The sequence below is a fragment of the Lentzea sp. CC55 genome (genome assembly GCF_021056325.1).
In the GTDB taxonomy this organism is placed as follows: Bacteria; Actinomycetota; Actinomycetes; order Mycobacteriales; family Pseudonocardiaceae; genus Lentzea; species Lentzea jiangxiensis.
Map to the genome: position 1 here is coordinate 231228 of NZ_JAJCXE010000013.1, position 13969 is coordinate 245196.

A 13969-nucleotide genomic window follows, 5' to 3' on the forward strand; every position below is an offset into this window, starting at 1 on the left:
CTCCACCAGACCATTGACGCTCGCCACGACCCGGTGTTTCATCCTGGAACACAGACTTTTCACAGTGACGACCACCGTTACAAGCCGAAGGACGGCGATGAGAACTACCGCGATCGTGGCTCTGGTAGCCGCCCTGACGGCTGTGCCGGCCGCTGCGCCCGCTTCGAGCGCACCCGGTTCGGCGCGGGTGCGGGTGTGGGTCACCACGCCGGACCGGGCGGAACTGATGCACGAACGCCCGCACGTCACGTTCGGCAAGCAGCGGTCAGCGCACCCGACGATCGTGGTCGACCCCGGTCGCCGCTACCAGGAGGTCGACGGCTTCGGCGCGTCCATCACCGACTCGTCGGCGGAACTTCTCGCGAACCTCCCGCCCGCCGCCAGGGCCGACACGATGCGCAAGCTGTTCGACCCGAAGACCGGCATCGGCGTCAGCTTCCTGCGCCAGCCCGTCGGCTCGTCCGACTTCACGGCGGCCAAGGAGCACTACACCTACGACGACGTGCCCGCCGGGCAGACCGACTTCGCGTTGCGGCACTTCAGCATCCGGCACGACGAGGCGAAGATCCTGCCGTTGCTGCGCGAGGCGAAGCGGCTCAACCCGAGGCTGAAGGTCATGGCCACGCCTTGGAGCCCGCCGGCGTGGATGAAGACCAGCGACTCGCTCGTCGGCGGTCAACTCAAAGACGACCCGAGGATCTACGACGCGTACGCGCGTTACCTCGTGAAGTTCGTCCAGGCGTACGCGCGGGCCGGTGTGCCGGTCGACTTCCTGTCGGTGCAGAACGAGCCGCAGAACCGCACACCCGACGCCTACCCCGGCACCGACATGCCGGTCGCGCAGCAGGTGCGGGTGATCGAGGCGCTCGGCCCGAAGCTCGCGCAGGCGAGCCCGCGCACGAAGATCCTCGGCTTCGACCACAACTGGGCCACGCACCCCAACGACGGCACGGCGGAGGCCGACTACCCCTACCAGGTGCTGCGCAGCAAGGCCGCGAAGTGGGTCGCGGGCACGGCGTACCACTGCTACTACGGCGATCCGAGCGCACAGACCGCGTTGCACACCGCGTTCCCGGACAAGGGGATCTGGTTCACCGAGTGCTCGGGCTCCAGGGGCGCCACCGACCCGCCGGCCAAGGTCTTCGGCGACACGCTGCGCTGGCACGCCCGCAACGTCGTCCTCGGCACCACCCGCAACTGGGCGCGCAGCGCGGTGAACTGGAACATCGCCCTCGACAGCACCGGCGGCCCGCACCTCGGCGGCTGCGGCACGTGCACCGGTCTCGTCACCGTGCAGCCGGACGGCTCGGTCGTCACCGACGCCGAGTACTACACGATCGGGCACCTGTCGAAGTTCGTGAAGCCGGGCGCGCGGCGGATCGGGAGCACGTCGTTCGGCACCACCGGCTGGAACGGGCAGATCATGGACGCCGCGTTCCGCAACCCGGACGGCTCCACGGCCCTGGTGGTGCACAACCAGCACGACGACCCGCGCTCGTTCGCGGTGGACCTCGGTGACCGGACCTTCGAGTACACCCTGCCCGGCGGTGCGCTGGCGACGTTCACCTGGACCACCCAGCACCGGAGCAGGCTCGACCAGGTGCCGCTGACCGGTGCCACCGCGTCGCCCGACGGCGCGGCGGCCATCGACGACGACGCTTCGACCCGCTGGTCCAACGGCGCGGCCCAGGCCCCCGGCCAGTTCCTGCAGGTCGATCTGGGGCGTCGCACGGACTTCCGGCGCGTGGCGGTCGACTCCGGCGGCAACCTCGGCGACTACGCCCGCGACTGGGAGCTCTCGGTCAGCGACGACGGCACGTCCTGGCGCTCGATCGCGTCCGGCGAAGGCGCCGGCCAGCTGACCACGATCGACGTCCGCCGCACCACGGCGCGTCACCTGCGCATCACGTCCACCGGGAGCGCGGCCAACTGGTGGAGCATCGCCGACTTCCGCCTCTACAACTGAAAAATTCGCTGTCGGGCGCCCAAACCCCTGCAAGGAGCGCTTATGTCGAAGACGACACCACGGTGGCGCGGCATCGCACTGGCGGCAGCCGCGGTGGCGGCGGGAAGCACCCTGGTCTCCCCCGCCGCCACCGCCGCGACCAGCGCGAGCGTGTGGCTCACGACCGGTGACCGGTCCGCCCAGCTGACCCGGCAGGCGGACGTGGCGTTCGGCTCGGGCGGCTCCGGGTCGACGATCACCGTGAACCCGAACACCACCTACCAGTCGATGGTGGGCTTCGGCGCGTCGTTCACCGACGCGGCGGCGTGGAACGTCTTCAACTCCCCGCGCCGCAACGAGATCATGAGCAACCTGTTCGACCGGAACACCGGTATCGGCATGAGCTTCATCCGGCAGCCGGTCGGCGCGACCGACTTCTCGCGCAGCTTCTACACCTACAACGACGGCACGGCGGACCCGTCTCTCTCGCGGTTCTCGATCGACCACGACCGGCCGTACATCCTGCCGCTGCTGCAGCAGGCCAAGCAGATCAACCCGCAGCTCGCCGTGATGGCGACGCCGTGGAGCGCGCCCGCGTGGATGAAGAACAACAACAGCCTCATCCAGGGATCCCTCAACGACGGCCGGATCGGTGTCTACGCCGACTACCTGGTCAAGTTCGCGCAGGCGTACCGGGCCGCGGGCATCCCGATCGACTACCTGAGCGTGCAGAACGAGCCGAACTTCGAACCGCCGGGCTACCCCGGCATGAGGATGTCGGCACAGCAGCAGGTCAACGTCATCAACACGCTGGTGCCGAAGCTGCGTGCGGCCGGCGAGCAGGCCAGGGTCCTCGGCTACGACCACAACTGGGACGACACGACCTACCCGCAGACCGTGAACAGCGGCGCCGGCGGCAACGTGATCGGCTCCGCGTGGCACTGCTACGGCGGCAACCCGAGCGGCCAGTCGGTGGTGAAGAACAACCAGCCGGGCAAGGACATCTTCTTCACCGAGTGCTCCGGCACGAAGTCGGCCAACGACGCGGCGACGTTCCGCGACACGTTGCGCTGGCAGGGCATCAACCTCGCCATCGGCGCGACCCGCAACCACGCGCGCACGGTGACGACCTGGAACATGGCGCTGGACCAGAACAACGGCCCGGTGATCGGCAGCTGCACCAACTGCACGGGTGTCGTCACGACCAGCGGCGGCACCGTCACCTACAACGCCGAGTACTACGTGCTCGGCCACCTGTCGAAGTTCGTGCAGCCCGGCGCGGTCCGCATCGACTCGACCGGTTACGGCGAGGGCGGCGTCCAGAACGTGGCGTTCCGCAACCCGGACGGCCGGATCGTGCTCGTCGCGCTGAACTCGGGCGGGCAGCAGGACTTCCGCGTCTCCTACGGCGGCCAGACGTTCGGCTACACCCTCCCCGCCGGAGCCATGGCGACCTTCACGTGGCCCGGCACGCTCGACCCCGGCACGCCGCCGGCCGGGCGCACCGGCGCCATCACCGGCCTGGGCGGCAAGTGCCTCGACGTCACCGGCGGCTCCACCGCCAACGGCACCCTGCCGCAGCTGTGGACCTGCTTCAGCGGCCCGAACCAGACGTGGACGCTGTCCTCCGACGGCACGGTGCGCGGCCTGGGCAAGTGCCTCGACGTCACCGGCAACGGCACGGCGGACGGCACCGCGGTCCAGCTGTGGGACTGCTTCGGCGGCCCGAACCAGAGGTGGACCGCCACCAACGGCACCTTGGTGAACGTCGGCGCAGGCAAGTGCCTCGACGTCATCGGCCACAACACGGCCGACGGCGCGAAGCTGCAGATCTGGTCGTGCACGGGCGGGGCCAACCAGAGGTGGACCGTCCCCGCGTAGGTGACGGTGGGCTTGAGGTCGTGCCGTGCGGGTAACCGCGCGGCATGACCGATCCCGTGAACCCCGAAGCACCCCACTCCCCGGGAACGCCGAGCCTCGACGACCTCGAGACGCCGGAGCCGGAGATCCCGCAGGAGACGACCGAGGACGAGAGCGAACCGCCGGACTAGGCCGCCGCGCAGCGGCTATCCCGTGCCATGGACAACGACGAACTCCGGCGCTTCGTCCTCGACCGCCTGGCCGAGGACGAGCGGCGCCTGGCCGACGGCGAACTGCCCCTGCTCGACGAGGCCGAGGGCAGGGGCAGGCTGCGCATCACGCGGTCCGACGACGGCACCGGCCTGCTCCTGCTGCCCGGTCCGGTCCAGGCGGCGGAGGAACGGCACCCGGTGCCGTTCGGCGAGAAGGTCGCGCTGCTGCGCACCGAGGTCGAGCACACCGAGGACGAGGCCGCGCTGCGCCTGCTGGCCGAGGCCTTCGACACCCACCACGACTGGCAGGAGGAGTGGCGATGACCGCGCCCGAGCCCGATCGCGTGACCGCGGAGAGCGAACTGGAGGACGCGGACATCGGCGGCGAGCACACCCGCCCGACGTTCGCCGACGAGAACCCCGGTGGACCGCACCGGGGCCGTGACGAGTCGGAACCCCACGACGAGGGAGGCATGGACCAGCGGTAGGGCCACTCCCGCTCGTGCGGGGAAGGTGTCCTCAGGCGCGCGCGGCGACCATCGCCCGGCGACCGGGCAGGAAGCCGCGCGCCGCCGTGAGCAGCGTGCGCGCCTCCATCAGCTCGCCGTATTCGAGGTGTTCGTCGGCCGCCGCGATGTGCGCCAGCGCCTGCCGGGGCGCGTCCGGTGCGTTCGTGACCGCTCGGGCCAGGCACTTGCGCGCCTGCTCGGCCTGGTCGACGAGGTCCGCACCGGGCGTGGTCCGGATGAGGGCGAGTGCGTCGCAGAGGGCCCTGTCGAGTGCGCTGTGCATGGGATGGCCGCCTTGGGGCAGTCGGGAAGGGGACGCGCCGGCTGCTTGACGCGGCACCGGCTACCCCGGCCTCCGGCGCGCCAAACGCGAGGGGCGGTCCTTTTTCGCACGCGTCGCCGCGGTGCAGCGGCGGCACAGCCCCATCACGGGGGCGTCGGCGTCCGTCTCGGCCACCCACACCGCGTCGATCCACAGCACTCCGGGGAAGCGGGCGAGCCGCGCGCGACTCAGCGGCACCCCGCACAGCGTCTGGTTCTGGCCCGGCCACCACGCGTGGACGTCACCCGACGGCATGCGCGTGCCCTCGTCGTCGCGCCAGCTGCTCGACGCGGCCACCGACGGCGTCGCGGGCATCGCGTCAGCCTCCCAGGTTGTCCACCGCGGAGCTCAGCGCCGCGGCCGCCTCCTCGAGGGCGCGGTCGGACACCGGGCCCGCGCCGACGCGCTCGACCAGGTCGTCCTTGGTCACCACGGTCAGCGCCCCGCGCAGGGCGTCACCGTCCAGGTCCTCGCCTCCGGCCACCACGTAGTCGCCCTCGACGAGCACCAGCGCGGCGTCCGGGCGGGTCGACCCGAGCAGTCTCTTGAGGTCCTGCACCGGGACGGGCACGTCAGCCGTCCTCGCCGTAGCGGCCGCCGCCGTCCAGGCCGGCGCCGGGACCGGAGTCCCCCTCGCTCGGCGGTCGCTTCGACGCCTCCTGTTCGGCCGGCGTCAGCGGGGCACCGCTCCGCTCCTCCGCCGCACCGCGTTCTACGTGGTCGTGCTCGGGTTCGGTCATCGCTTCATCCTCTTGTCCTCGAAGGGGTTCGGGCCGCCCGCGCGACGCGGGCGGCCCGAACCGGTGTCACTGCCCGGAGATCCGCTGACCGGACTCGCGCGCGTGGCCGCCGACGTCCTGCGCGGCCTCCTTCGTGTGCGCGGCCGTGGTCTGGGCCGCGTCGGTGGCGACCTGCTTCACCTCGCCGGCCGCGTCGCTCACCGAGGACTTCACGTCCTCCTTGAGGCTCTGCGCCGACTCGGCCACCGCTTCCTTCGCCGGCTCCAGCACGTCCGAGAAGCTGTCGGAGAGCTGTTGCACCGCCTGCTGTTCCGCGTCCGTGCGGGGCAGCAGCGCCGCGAGCAGCAGACCGCCGCCGAACGCGATCAGGCCGGCCGCCAGAGGGCTGCCCTGCGTCTGCTGGGCGATGCGCTGCGGTGCCTGCTGCACGGCGTTCGCCGCCTGCTCGGCCCGTTCGCTCACGGCGTTCGCCGCCTGCCCGGCCCGTTCGGTCACGGCGTTGCCGGCGTCCTGACCCTGTTCGCGCACGGCCGACGTGGCCTGCGTGGCGGTTCCCATCACTCGCTCCTTCACCGAGACCAGCCCGCGCCGCACTCCTCGGACGCGCCGCTGGGCGATGGCCTTCGGACTCGTGTGGTCGACCAGGCGGTTGGCGTCGGCCCGCAGCTCGGCACGGGTCACTTCGATCTCACGCCTTATTTGGTCGGGTGTTTCGCCCATTCCGCGTCCTCCTTCAACGTTGCGACGGTGCGTTCCGGCTTCGGGTTGACGGTGCGCAGCTTGGCGCGGCCGGAGGTGTAGAGGACCGCTCCGGCGATGCCCCACAGCGCGGCGACGATCAGCGCGGCCCAGCCCAGCGGCATGACCGCGCCGAGCGCGAACACCAGCGCGAAGCTCAGCAGCACGGTCGTCAGGTAGCCCGCGAACCCCGCGGCGGCGAGCATTCCCGTCGCCTTGCCCGCCTTGGACGCCTCCTCGCGGAGCTCGGCCTTGGCGAGCTCCAGCTCCTGGCGCATCAGCTTGGACAGGTCACCGGTCAGCTCGCTGACGAGGTCGCCGAGAGATTCGCCGGTGGTGTCCATTGGCGACGGCGGCATCTCAGGGCTCGACATGCGGCACCCCCGCCGGGGGAACAGCGGGCGCCGGAGGAACAGCGGGCGCCGGCGGAGGAACGGCGGGTGCCGCGTTCGGCGTCAGAGGTGCGCCGTAACCCATTGGTACATCAGTGCGTTCCGAGGCCACGGGAACCACGCCGCCCTGCGGACGCTGCGGTTCCGGGCTTCCGCCGGACGTGCTCCCACCGGACGCGCTCTTGGCGACGCGGCCGATCAGGAAACCCGCCACGGCCGCACCCAGCAGGAACGTGCCGGGCTTGCGCCGGGCGTAGTCGCGCGCCGAGTCGAGCAGCCCCTGCGCACCCCGTTCGTCGAGGAAGCGGGCGGCCTGCCTGCTCGTGTCGGCCGCGCTCTGGATCGCTCCCGCCGACATCGAGTCGGGCGGCGCGCTGCCCGCCATCTCGCCCAGCTCGTCGGCGATGCGCCCGAGCTGCTTCGACACCCGCGTCGCCTGCTGCTCCGCTTCCGCGGCAACACGTTGCCGCACGTCGTGGACGACGTGGCGGGCCTGGTCCTTGGTCTCGCGGGTCACGTGGGCTGCCTGGTCGCGGACGGTGGACCCGACCTGACCAGCAGCTTCCTTGGCGTGCTGCGCGACCTCGGAGCCCTCCTCCTTGGCCGCCGTGCGCACTCCACCCATCTGGTTTTCCGTCACGGCTGACTCCTCAGCTCGTTGTCGTGTGCTGGCCATCGAGCTACCCGGACAGCGGCGGCGCAAACGACGCAGAGCGCCGAAATTCGTTCTTGTTCCGGCAAACGTGAGCGAGCCGGCTGTTTGGCCGCGCCTCGCCCGGCGAACTCCCACAGCACGCCGGAACACAGGAGTGAACACATGACGAGCACGACCGGACAGCTGCGGTCCCTGGCGCGGGAGCACGTCGCCGTCGCGGCACTCACGATCCCCCGCCTGCTGCGGCACCGGGTGTGGCGCGAAGCCGACCCGCACGAGGGCGCGGGTCTCGGCGTCGTGCTGGTGCCCGGCTTCGGCGCGGGCGAGTTCAGCCTCACCTTCGCCACGACGTGGTTGCGGGACAGGGGCTACGTGCCGGCGGGCGCCGGCGTCGGGTTCAACGTCGGCTGCACCTCCGAGCTGGTCGACCGCGTCGAACGGCGGCTGGAGGAGCACGCGGAGGAGACCGGCGGACCGGTCGTGCTGCTGGGGCAGAGCCGGGGTGGCGGACTCGCCAGGCTGGCCGCGGCGCGCAGGCCGGACCTGGTCCGCGGCCTCGTGATGCTGGGCAGCCCGCTGCTCGACCCGATGGGCGCGCATCCGCACGTGTTGCTCGCTGCTCGCGCGCTCGCCCAGCTCGCTTCCGTCGGCGTACCGGGTCTGATGAACGCGGAGTGCCTCAACGGCACGTGTTTCGAGGACAACATCGCCGCGATCACCGCACCGCTGCCCGACGACCTGCCCGCGGTGTCGATCTATTCCAAGTCGGACGGCATCGTGCCGTGGGAACTCTCCCTCGACCCGTCCGCCGAGTGGGTCGAGGTGCACAGCACGCACACCGGCATGGGTCTCGACCCGGACGTCTACCTGGCGCTGCGGCCCCGGCTGGCTTCGTGGGCGGCGGAACGCTTCGACCTGCGTTCCGCCGGGTGACACGTCAGCCCTGGTCCGGGTCGTCGGACGCGGAGTAGTCGGAGAGCCCGACGTTGCCCGTCGGGTTCGGTTCAGGGTGGACGGAGCCGGAGCCGCTGCGTCCGGGAACGGTGTCGTCGCTCTCCGTCGACTCGTCCAGCGGTGCCTTGCTCGTCGCTTCGTCGTAATGGCGTTCGGTGTTCATGGCGCACGGCTACCCCGGCGCGGCGGTCCTGAACGTGCGCCGGGGTTCGGGAGCGACGGCTCAGGAGAGAACGGCACCGCGCGGCGCCGGCACGAACGCGGTGAAGTCCCGGTTGCTCGGCTCGTGGGCGAACTCGGTCTGCAGGGGGCCGGCGACCCAGCGGGCCACGACGGCGGGCATCGGCATCGGGTCACCACCCAGGCGAGCCACCTCGACCAGCTGCCCGATGCGGTCCTCGACCGCGGCCGACCAGCCGGTCCCCTCCTTCCACAGCAGCGCCACGTCGTGGTCGGGGAAGTCGGGCATGCGCCCGTCGAGCGCCACGTAGGCGGCGGGGCGCGGGTCGACCTCGACGAACGAGCTGTCACCGCGCAGCCCGAGGCCAGTGACGACGTCGTGGACGTAGCGGGCGATGCGGCGAGCCGCCGAATCGTCGAAGTCGATGTCGAAGTGGATGTCGGTCTCGATGCTCATCTCACGGTCCATGGCTGCGGTGCCTCCATCGCCGAACGCCCTCACGATGCAGGCGTGGATACCCCGCCGGGGTGTCTTCAAACCTGATCGGGTGATGTGATCCGCGACGCTCCCGTCACCGGACCGGGTGGCGCTCCCGCAGGTAGTTGCCCGGTGTCGTGCCGTACCACCGCCGGAAGGCGTGGATGAAGCTCGCGGCCTCGGCGAACCCCAGCCGGGTCGCCACCTGGTCGACCGACGCGCCGGCCCCGGTGAGCAGCACGACGGCGCGCTCGGCCCGCACCTCGTCGAGCACGGCCTGGTAGCTCGTCCCGCACTCGGCCAGCCTGCGGCGCAGCGTGCGCGGGCTGAGGCCGAGCGAGCGGGCCACGACCGGCATGGACTCCCCGAACCGCTCGGACAGCTCCAGCACCCGCCGCAGCTCCCCCGCGACGCCCGGCCTCCTGCGGCGGCGGGCGGCCAGGTCCTCGCACTGCCGTTCGGACAGCGCGGTGCCCTCCGGGCTCGCGAGCGGGAGCGCCCGCAGCAGCACCGCAGCGTCCACAACGGACCTGTTGTGGCACTGGGAGAACCGGGGCCGGACACCGAACACCTCCTCGTGGTCGCCGGTGTCCGGCGGGGCGGCGTGGGCGAGGCCGACGGACAGGACCGGCACCTCTCCCGCCACCAGCTCGCCGATCACGGTGTGGATCGCGGCGAGGTCGCGTTCGACGAGGAACGGCGTCACGTCGGCGGGCAGCGCGCCGGGCTCCAGGGAGATCACCAGCCGGTCGCCGTCCAGCGCGGCCGTGGGGCCGGTGAAGGTGAAGCTCAGGTCGAGGTAGCGCAGGGCGATCTCGACCGCGTCCTGCACGGTGGCGGCGCTGAGGAAGGCGTGGCCGAGCACGCCGAACGTGGTGGCGTGGTAGCGGCGTCCCGCGGCGACGCCCGCGTGGGGCAGGTGGGCCGCCAGGTTGCGGACGACGGCCAGCTCCTGGTGCGCGCTGATCTCCGCCGCCGGGTCGGCCAGCTGGGCGGGCGTGAGGTCGCTGCCGGCGAGCAGCGCCTCCCGCGCCAGGCCGTGCTCGGCGCCGAAGCGCAGCAGCAGCGCGACGCTCGTGATGCCGCGGGGGAAGTCCCAGTGCCGGACCGCGGGATCGGACAACGTCCTCATGGCCGCGATTGTCAATCGCGCGGCCGCTGTTGTCCTGGTGCGAACGGGTGGTCCTTCCTACTTTCGAGACGTGCGAGTACACCCTGAAGTGATCGTCGTCGGAGCCGGGTTCGGCGGACTGGGCGTCGCGTTGTCGCTGCTCAGAGCGGGCTTCGAGCGGTTCACCGTGCTGGAGCGCGCCGACGACGTCGGCGGGGTGTGGCGGGACAACACCTATCCGGGCGCCGCGTGCGACGTGCCGTCCTCGCTCTACTCCTACTCCTTCTCCCCCAACCTCACGTGGCCGCGCCGGTACGCGGCGCAGCCCGACATCCTCGCCTACCTCCGCCGCAACGCCGAGGCCGTGCGCGACCGGATCCGGTTCGGCGCCGAGGTCGTCGCGGCGTCGTTCGACGGCGGCCGGTGGCGCGTGGAACTGGCGAGCGGCGAGGTCCTGGAGGCGGACGTCCTCGTGTCGGCCGTCGGCCAGCTGGGCACGCCGTCGACCCCGGCGCTGCCCGGCCTGGACCGGTTCACGGGTCCCGTCTTCCACAGCGCCCGGTGGCGGCACGACGTCGGCCTGCGCGGCCGGCGGATCGCGGTGGTCGGCACGGGTGCCAGCGCGGCGCAGTTCGTGCCGGAGATCCAGCCGCTGGCGGGGCGGCTGACCGTGTTCCAGCGGACGGCGCCGCACGTGCTGCCCAAGCCCGACGCCCCGCGCCACCGCCCGGCCCGCGCCCTGACCTCGCGGGCCGCCAGGGCCGGGGTGTGGCTCGCCGGCGAGGCGCTGACGGGACTGCTCAACGCGGGACGGTTGTCGCGCGGGATCGTCGCCGCCATCGCGCGTGCCCACCTCACCCTCCGGGTGCGTGACCGGGCGCTGCGGGAACGGCTCCGGCCACGCACCCCTGCGGGCTGCAAGAGGGTGCTGTTCAGCAACGACTGGTACCGCGCTCTCACCGCGCCGAACGCCGAGGTGGTGACCGAGACGATCACCGAGGTCACCGCGAACGGCGTGCGCACCGCCGACGGCCGTGAGCACGCCGTCGATGTCCTGATCTGGGGCACCGGCTTCGAGGTCGCGGGCTTCCGGCTGCCGATGCGGGTCACCGGCAGGCACGGCCGCGACCTCGCCGAGGTGTGGGCCGGGCGGCCGCGGGCGCACCTGGGCATGACCGTGCCGGGCTTCCCCGGGTTCTTCCTCGTCTACGGCCCGAACACCAACCTGGGCGGCAACTCGGTGGTCACGATGATCGAGGCGCAGTGCCGCTACGTCGTCTCGGCGGTCCGCCACCTCGCCGAGACCGGCACCGGGCTCGAGGTGCGGCCCGCCGCCGCCGAGGCGTTCGACGAGGAGATGCGCGCCCGGCTGCGCGACGGCGTCTGGAGCGGCTGCGCGTCGTGGTACCGCTCGGACGACGGGTCGATCACGACGAACTGGCCCGGCGGCACCGGGGAGTACCTGCGCCGCACGAGGCGACTGCGGCTCGACGACCACCAGCTCACCGGAGGTGCGTGAACCGTGGACTACGACGTGCTGGTCATCGGGTCCGGGTTCGGCGGCGCCGTGACCGCCCTGCGGCTGACCGAGAAGGGCTACCGGGTCGGCGTGCTGGAGGCCGGGCGGAGGTTCGCCGACGACGAGTTCCCGCGCACCTCGTGGCAGCTGCGCGACTACCTGTTCGCGCCGGCGCTCGGCTGCACCGGCATCCAGCGGATCACCCCGCTGCGCGACGTGCTGGTGCTGAGCGGTGCCGGTGTCGGCGGCGGTTCCCTGGTGTACGCCAACACCCTGTACGAGCCGCCGGAGTCGTTCTTCCGCGACCGGCGCTGGGCCGGCATCACCGACTGGCGGGCCGAGCTCGCGCCGCACTACGACCAGGCGAGCCGGATGCTCGGCGTCGTGGAGAACCCGTGCCGCACCGACGCCGACCGGTTGCTCCGCGAGGTCGCCGGGGAGCTCGGCGTCGGCACGACGTTCCGGCTCTCGCGGGTCGGCGTCCACTTCGGACGCGACGGCGGGGACCCGTTCTTCGGCGGCGCCGGGCCACGCCGCAACGGCTGCATCTCGTGCGGTTCGTGCATGACGGGCTGCCGCCACGGCGCGAAGAACACGTTGCCGAAGAACTACCTCCACCTGGCCGAGCAGGCCGGTGCCCAGGTCTGGCCGCTGACCACCGTCGTCGACGTCCGCCCCCGCCCCGGTGGTGGGCACGAGGTGCACACCCGGCGCACCGGCGGACGGGCGAAACGCGTGTTCACCGCCTCCCAGGTCGTGTTCGCGGCGGCGTCGCTCGGCACCCAGCGGCTGCTGCACGGCATCCGCGACCGGGGTGGCCTGCCCGGTCTGTCGCCGGCGCTGGGAACGTTGTGCCGCACGAACTCCGAAGCTGTCGTCGCCGTGCGGGTGCCCGGCGGCGGCATCGACAACACGCACGGCCTCGCGATCACGTCGTCGATCCACCCGGACGCCGACACGCACGTCGAGACCGTCCGGTACGGCCGCGGCAGCAACCTGATGGGCCTGCTGATGACCACCCTCGTCGACGGCGGCCCGTCCCGCTTCCGCCGGGGCATCGCCCAACTGCTCGCCGAACGCCGCACGGCGCTGAAAATGCACACACCCCGCCGGTGGTCGGAGGAGACGATCGCGCTGCTCGTCATGCAGAGCCTCGACAACTCCCTCACGACGTACACGCGGCGCGGACGCCTGACCACGCGGCAGGGCGAGGGGGCGCCGAACCCGTCGTGGATCCCGGCGGGCCACGAGGTGGCGCGCCGGCTCGCGGCCCACGCGGGCGGCGTCGCCAGGGGCGCGTGGAACGACCTGGTGGACGTCCCGCTGACCGGTCACCTCATCGGCGGCTGCGTGATCGGCGACTCCCCCGGGACCGGCGTCGTCGACCCGTACCACCGCGTCCACGGCCACCCCGGGCTGCACGTCGTGGACGGCTCGGTGATCCCGGCCAACCTCGGCGTCAACCCGGCGCTCACCATCACCGCGCTGGCCGAGCGCGCGATGTCGTTGTGGCCCAACAAGGGCGAACCGGACCCCCGGCCGCCGCTGGGCGCGGCCTACGCGCGGGTGCGGGTGGTGCGGCCGCGCAGGCCCGCGGTCCCGGCGGACGCGCCCGCGGCCCTGCGGCCCACCGGGGAGGCGAGCGATGTCCGCTGAGCACGGCACGACACCGCCGGGTGAACCGCGTCGCGGCCCGCGGGACGAGCAGGGCTCCGCCCCCGACCGGCCGGATCGACCGGCCGCCGAGGACTTCCCCCCGGCACCGTGGGACCTGTGCGGCCAGGGTTGGCTCACGGTGTGGACGGCACCACGCTCGGCGGTACCGCCGTCGCCGCCGGGCGTGGTGCCCCTGACCCTGTTCGGCCGCGTGCTGGTGGTGACGGCGTTCGTCGACTACCGCCCACCCGGCCTGCTCTCCTACCACGAGCTGCTGGCCGCGGTGGTCGTGCGCAAGGGGGTCAGCCCGGGACTGTCCATCACCCACATCTGGGTGGACGACGAGACGTCCCGCCGCGGTGCCCGGGCGATGTGGGCGATCCCCAAGCAGCCGGCGGACTTCACGTTCGACGCGGGCCACCTCACCGCCCGCACCCACGCCACCGCCGAGGAAGCACCGCTCAAGGCACCCGGGCTCCCCGCGCGGATCACGACGTCGGTGTGGCAGGCGAGGAACGGCACCGCCCACCGCACCGCGCTGCGCACCTCCGCCCGCGTCCGCCCGACCAGGTTGCGCTGGCACCTCCCCGGAACCGGCGGGATCGGCTGGCTCACCGCCGCCAGGCCGCGCCTGCACCTCGCCGTCACGAACCTGCGCATGCGGTTCGGCGAGCCCTGACGTCGCGGCGCCACCAGCG

The 13969-nt window shown here is 72.4% G+C and carries 19 protein-coding genes; 9 read left to right on the plus strand and 10 right to left on the minus strand.

All coding sequences use genetic code 11. The features are described 5' to 3' along the window. Window positions 1–97 precede the first annotated feature (97 nt). Genes L6E10_RS09070 through L6E10_RS09085 form a run of 5 tightly spaced genes read left to right on the plus strand, consistent with a single transcriptional unit; the run spans window position 98 to window position 4505 of the window. Window positions 98–1966 (plus strand): discoidin domain-containing protein, encoded by a 1869-nt coding sequence (locus L6E10_RS09070; RefSeq protein WP_236218676.1) that lies wholly within the window; start codon window positions 98–100, stop codon window positions 1964–1966. Window positions 1967–2008: 42 nt separating this feature from the next. After that, window positions 2009–3826, plus strand: coding sequence for a ricin-type beta-trefoil lectin domain protein (locus L6E10_RS09075; protein WP_236218677.1), 1818 nt, complete (start codon window positions 2009–2011; stop codon window positions 3824–3826). A gap of 44 nt (window positions 3827–3870) precedes the next feature. Continuing rightward, window positions 3871–3996, plus strand: coding sequence for a hypothetical protein (locus tag L6E10_RS40240; protein WP_275676299.1), 126 nt, complete (start codon window positions 3871–3873; stop codon window positions 3994–3996). A gap of 27 nt (window positions 3997–4023) precedes the next feature. Further along, the gene (locus L6E10_RS09080; protein ID WP_236218679.1) at window positions 4024–4341 is read left to right on the plus strand and encodes a hypothetical protein; all 318 of its coding nucleotides are present in this window, start codon (window positions 4024–4026) and stop codon (window positions 4339–4341) included. After that, window positions 4338–4505, plus strand: a complete 168-nt coding sequence (locus L6E10_RS09085; RefSeq protein ID WP_236218681.1) for a hypothetical protein — start codon at window positions 4338–4340, stop codon at window positions 4503–4505. Before L6E10_RS09080 ends, L6E10_RS09085 begins: the two co-directional genes overlap by 4 nt. A gap of 31 nt (window positions 4506–4536) precedes the next feature. Here the strand turns inward: L6E10_RS09085 and L6E10_RS09090 are convergent, their stop codons facing one another. From L6E10_RS09090 to L6E10_RS09120, 7 genes are all read right to left on the minus strand, one after another. Beyond that, entirely contained in the window at window positions 4537–4809 is a 273-nt protein-coding gene (locus L6E10_RS09090; RefSeq protein ID WP_236218683.1) for a hypothetical protein, read from the minus strand. A 60-nt stretch (window positions 4810–4869) separates the two neighbouring features. Further along, entirely contained in the window at window positions 4870–5163 is a 294-nt protein-coding gene (locus L6E10_RS09095) for a hypothetical protein (protein ID WP_236218686.1), read from the minus strand. Window positions 5164–5167: 4 nt separating this feature from the next. Beyond that, entirely contained in the window at window positions 5168–5419 is a 252-nt protein-coding gene (locus L6E10_RS09100) for a hypothetical protein (protein ID WP_090096971.1), read from the minus strand. Between the two features lies 1 nt (window position 5420). Further along, a complete protein-coding gene (locus L6E10_RS09105) occupies window positions 5421–5588 on the minus strand; it encodes a hypothetical protein (protein WP_236218688.1) in 168 nt (55 codons plus the stop codon). 66 nt (window positions 5589–5654) lie between these two features. Beyond that, on the minus strand, window positions 5655–6269 hold the full coding sequence (locus L6E10_RS09110; protein ID WP_236218690.1) for a hypothetical protein: 615 nt from the start codon (window positions 6267–6269) through the stop codon (window positions 5655–5657). A gap of 14 nt (window positions 6270–6283) precedes the next feature. After that, window positions 6284–6700, minus strand: coding sequence for a phage holin family protein (locus L6E10_RS09115; RefSeq protein ID WP_236218692.1), 417 nt, complete (start codon window positions 6698–6700; stop codon window positions 6284–6286). Next, window positions 6687–7358, minus strand: a complete 672-nt coding sequence (locus tag L6E10_RS09120; protein WP_236218693.1) for a hypothetical protein — start codon at window positions 7356–7358, stop codon at window positions 6687–6689. The genes L6E10_RS09115 and L6E10_RS09120 overlap by 14 nt, the downstream gene beginning before the upstream one ends. Before the next feature lie 177 nt (window positions 7359–7535). Here L6E10_RS09120 and L6E10_RS09125 point away from each other — a divergent pair, with 177 nt between their 5' ends. After that, entirely contained in the window at window positions 7536–8306 is a 771-nt protein-coding gene (locus L6E10_RS09125) for an alpha/beta fold hydrolase (RefSeq protein WP_236218694.1), read from the plus strand. Window positions 8307–8310: 4 nt separating this feature from the next. On the opposite strand, the gene L6E10_RS09130 is transcribed toward L6E10_RS09125, so the two are convergent. The 3 genes from L6E10_RS09130 to L6E10_RS09140 all read right to left on the minus strand — a co-directional run bounded on the left by L6E10_RS09130 (window position 8311) and on the right by L6E10_RS09140 (window position 10117). Next, window positions 8311–8490, minus strand: a complete 180-nt coding sequence (locus L6E10_RS09130; RefSeq protein ID WP_236218696.1) for a hypothetical protein — start codon at window positions 8488–8490, stop codon at window positions 8311–8313. Window positions 8491–8550: 60 nt separating this feature from the next. Next, window positions 8551–8964: a DUF6292 family protein gene (locus L6E10_RS09135; RefSeq protein WP_236218698.1), complete on the minus strand. Its 414-nt coding sequence runs from the start codon at window positions 8962–8964 to the stop codon at window positions 8551–8553. A gap of 115 nt (window positions 8965–9079) precedes the next feature. Next, window positions 9080–10117: an AraC family transcriptional regulator gene (locus L6E10_RS09140; RefSeq protein WP_236218700.1), complete on the minus strand. Its 1038-nt coding sequence runs from the start codon at window positions 10115–10117 to the stop codon at window positions 9080–9082. Window positions 10118–10187: 70 nt separating this feature from the next. On the opposite strand from L6E10_RS09140, the gene L6E10_RS09145 reads away from it, so the two are divergent. Genes L6E10_RS09145 through L6E10_RS09155 form a run of 3 tightly spaced genes read left to right on the plus strand, consistent with a single transcriptional unit; the run spans window position 10188 to window position 13950 of the window. Then, window positions 10188–11615, plus strand: a complete 1428-nt coding sequence (locus tag L6E10_RS09145; protein ID WP_236218702.1) for an NAD(P)/FAD-dependent oxidoreductase — start codon at window positions 10188–10190, stop codon at window positions 11613–11615. A 3-nt stretch (window positions 11616–11618) separates the two neighbouring features. Continuing rightward, a complete protein-coding gene (locus tag L6E10_RS09150; protein WP_236218704.1) occupies window positions 11619–13271 on the plus strand; it encodes an FAD-dependent oxidoreductase in 1653 nt (550 codons plus the stop codon). Beyond that, a complete protein-coding gene (locus tag L6E10_RS09155) occupies window positions 13261–13950 on the plus strand; it encodes an acetoacetate decarboxylase family protein (protein WP_236218706.1) in 690 nt (229 codons plus the stop codon). The genes L6E10_RS09150 and L6E10_RS09155 overlap by 11 nt, the downstream gene beginning before the upstream one ends. The last annotated feature ends 19 nt before the right edge of the window (window positions 13951–13969 follow it).

Excerpts from the sequence above, each read along its gene's own strand:
- L6E10_RS09070 (WP_236218676.1), top strand. The coding sequence starts at position 98 with ATGAGAACTACCGCGATCGTGGCTCTGGTAGCCGCCCTGACGGCTGTG.
- L6E10_RS09075 (WP_236218677.1), top strand. The coding sequence starts at position 2,009 with ATGTCGAAGACGACACCACGGTGGCGCGGCATCGCACTGGCGGCAGCC.
- L6E10_RS40240 (WP_275676299.1), top strand. The coding sequence starts at position 3,871 with ATGACCGATCCCGTGAACCCCGAAGCACCCCACTCCCCGGGAACGCCG.
- L6E10_RS09135 (WP_236218698.1), bottom strand. The coding sequence starts at position 8,964 with ATGAGCATCGAGACCGACATCCACTTCGACATCGACTTCGACGATTCG.
- L6E10_RS09080 (WP_236218679.1), top strand. The coding sequence starts at position 4,024 with ATGGACAACGACGAACTCCGGCGCTTCGTCCTCGACCGCCTGGCCGAG.
- L6E10_RS09090 (WP_236218683.1), bottom strand. The coding sequence starts at position 4,809 with ATGCACAGCGCACTCGACAGGGCCCTCTGCGACGCACTCGCCCTCATC.
- L6E10_RS09140 (WP_236218700.1), bottom strand. The coding sequence starts at position 10,117 with ATGAGGACGTTGTCCGATCCCGCGGTCCGGCACTGGGACTTCCCCCGC.
- L6E10_RS09115 (WP_236218692.1), bottom strand. The coding sequence starts at position 6,700 with ATGTCGAGCCCTGAGATGCCGCCGTCGCCAATGGACACCACCGGCGAA.
- L6E10_RS09155 (WP_236218706.1), top strand. The coding sequence starts at position 13,261 with ATGTCCGCTGAGCACGGCACGACACCGCCGGGTGAACCGCGTCGCGGC.
- L6E10_RS09085 (WP_236218681.1), top strand. The coding sequence starts at position 4,338 with ATGACCGCGCCCGAGCCCGATCGCGTGACCGCGGAGAGCGAACTGGAG.
- L6E10_RS09095 (WP_236218686.1), bottom strand. The coding sequence starts at position 5,163 with ATGCCCGCGACGCCGTCGGTGGCCGCGTCGAGCAGCTGGCGCGACGAC.
- L6E10_RS09130 (WP_236218696.1), bottom strand. The coding sequence starts at position 8,490 with ATGAACACCGAACGCCATTACGACGAAGCGACGAGCAAGGCACCGCTG.
- L6E10_RS09105 (WP_236218688.1), bottom strand. The coding sequence starts at position 5,588 with ATGACCGAACCCGAGCACGACCACGTAGAACGCGGTGCGGCGGAGGAG.
- L6E10_RS09125 (WP_236218694.1), top strand. The coding sequence starts at position 7,536 with ATGACGAGCACGACCGGACAGCTGCGGTCCCTGGCGCGGGAGCACGTC.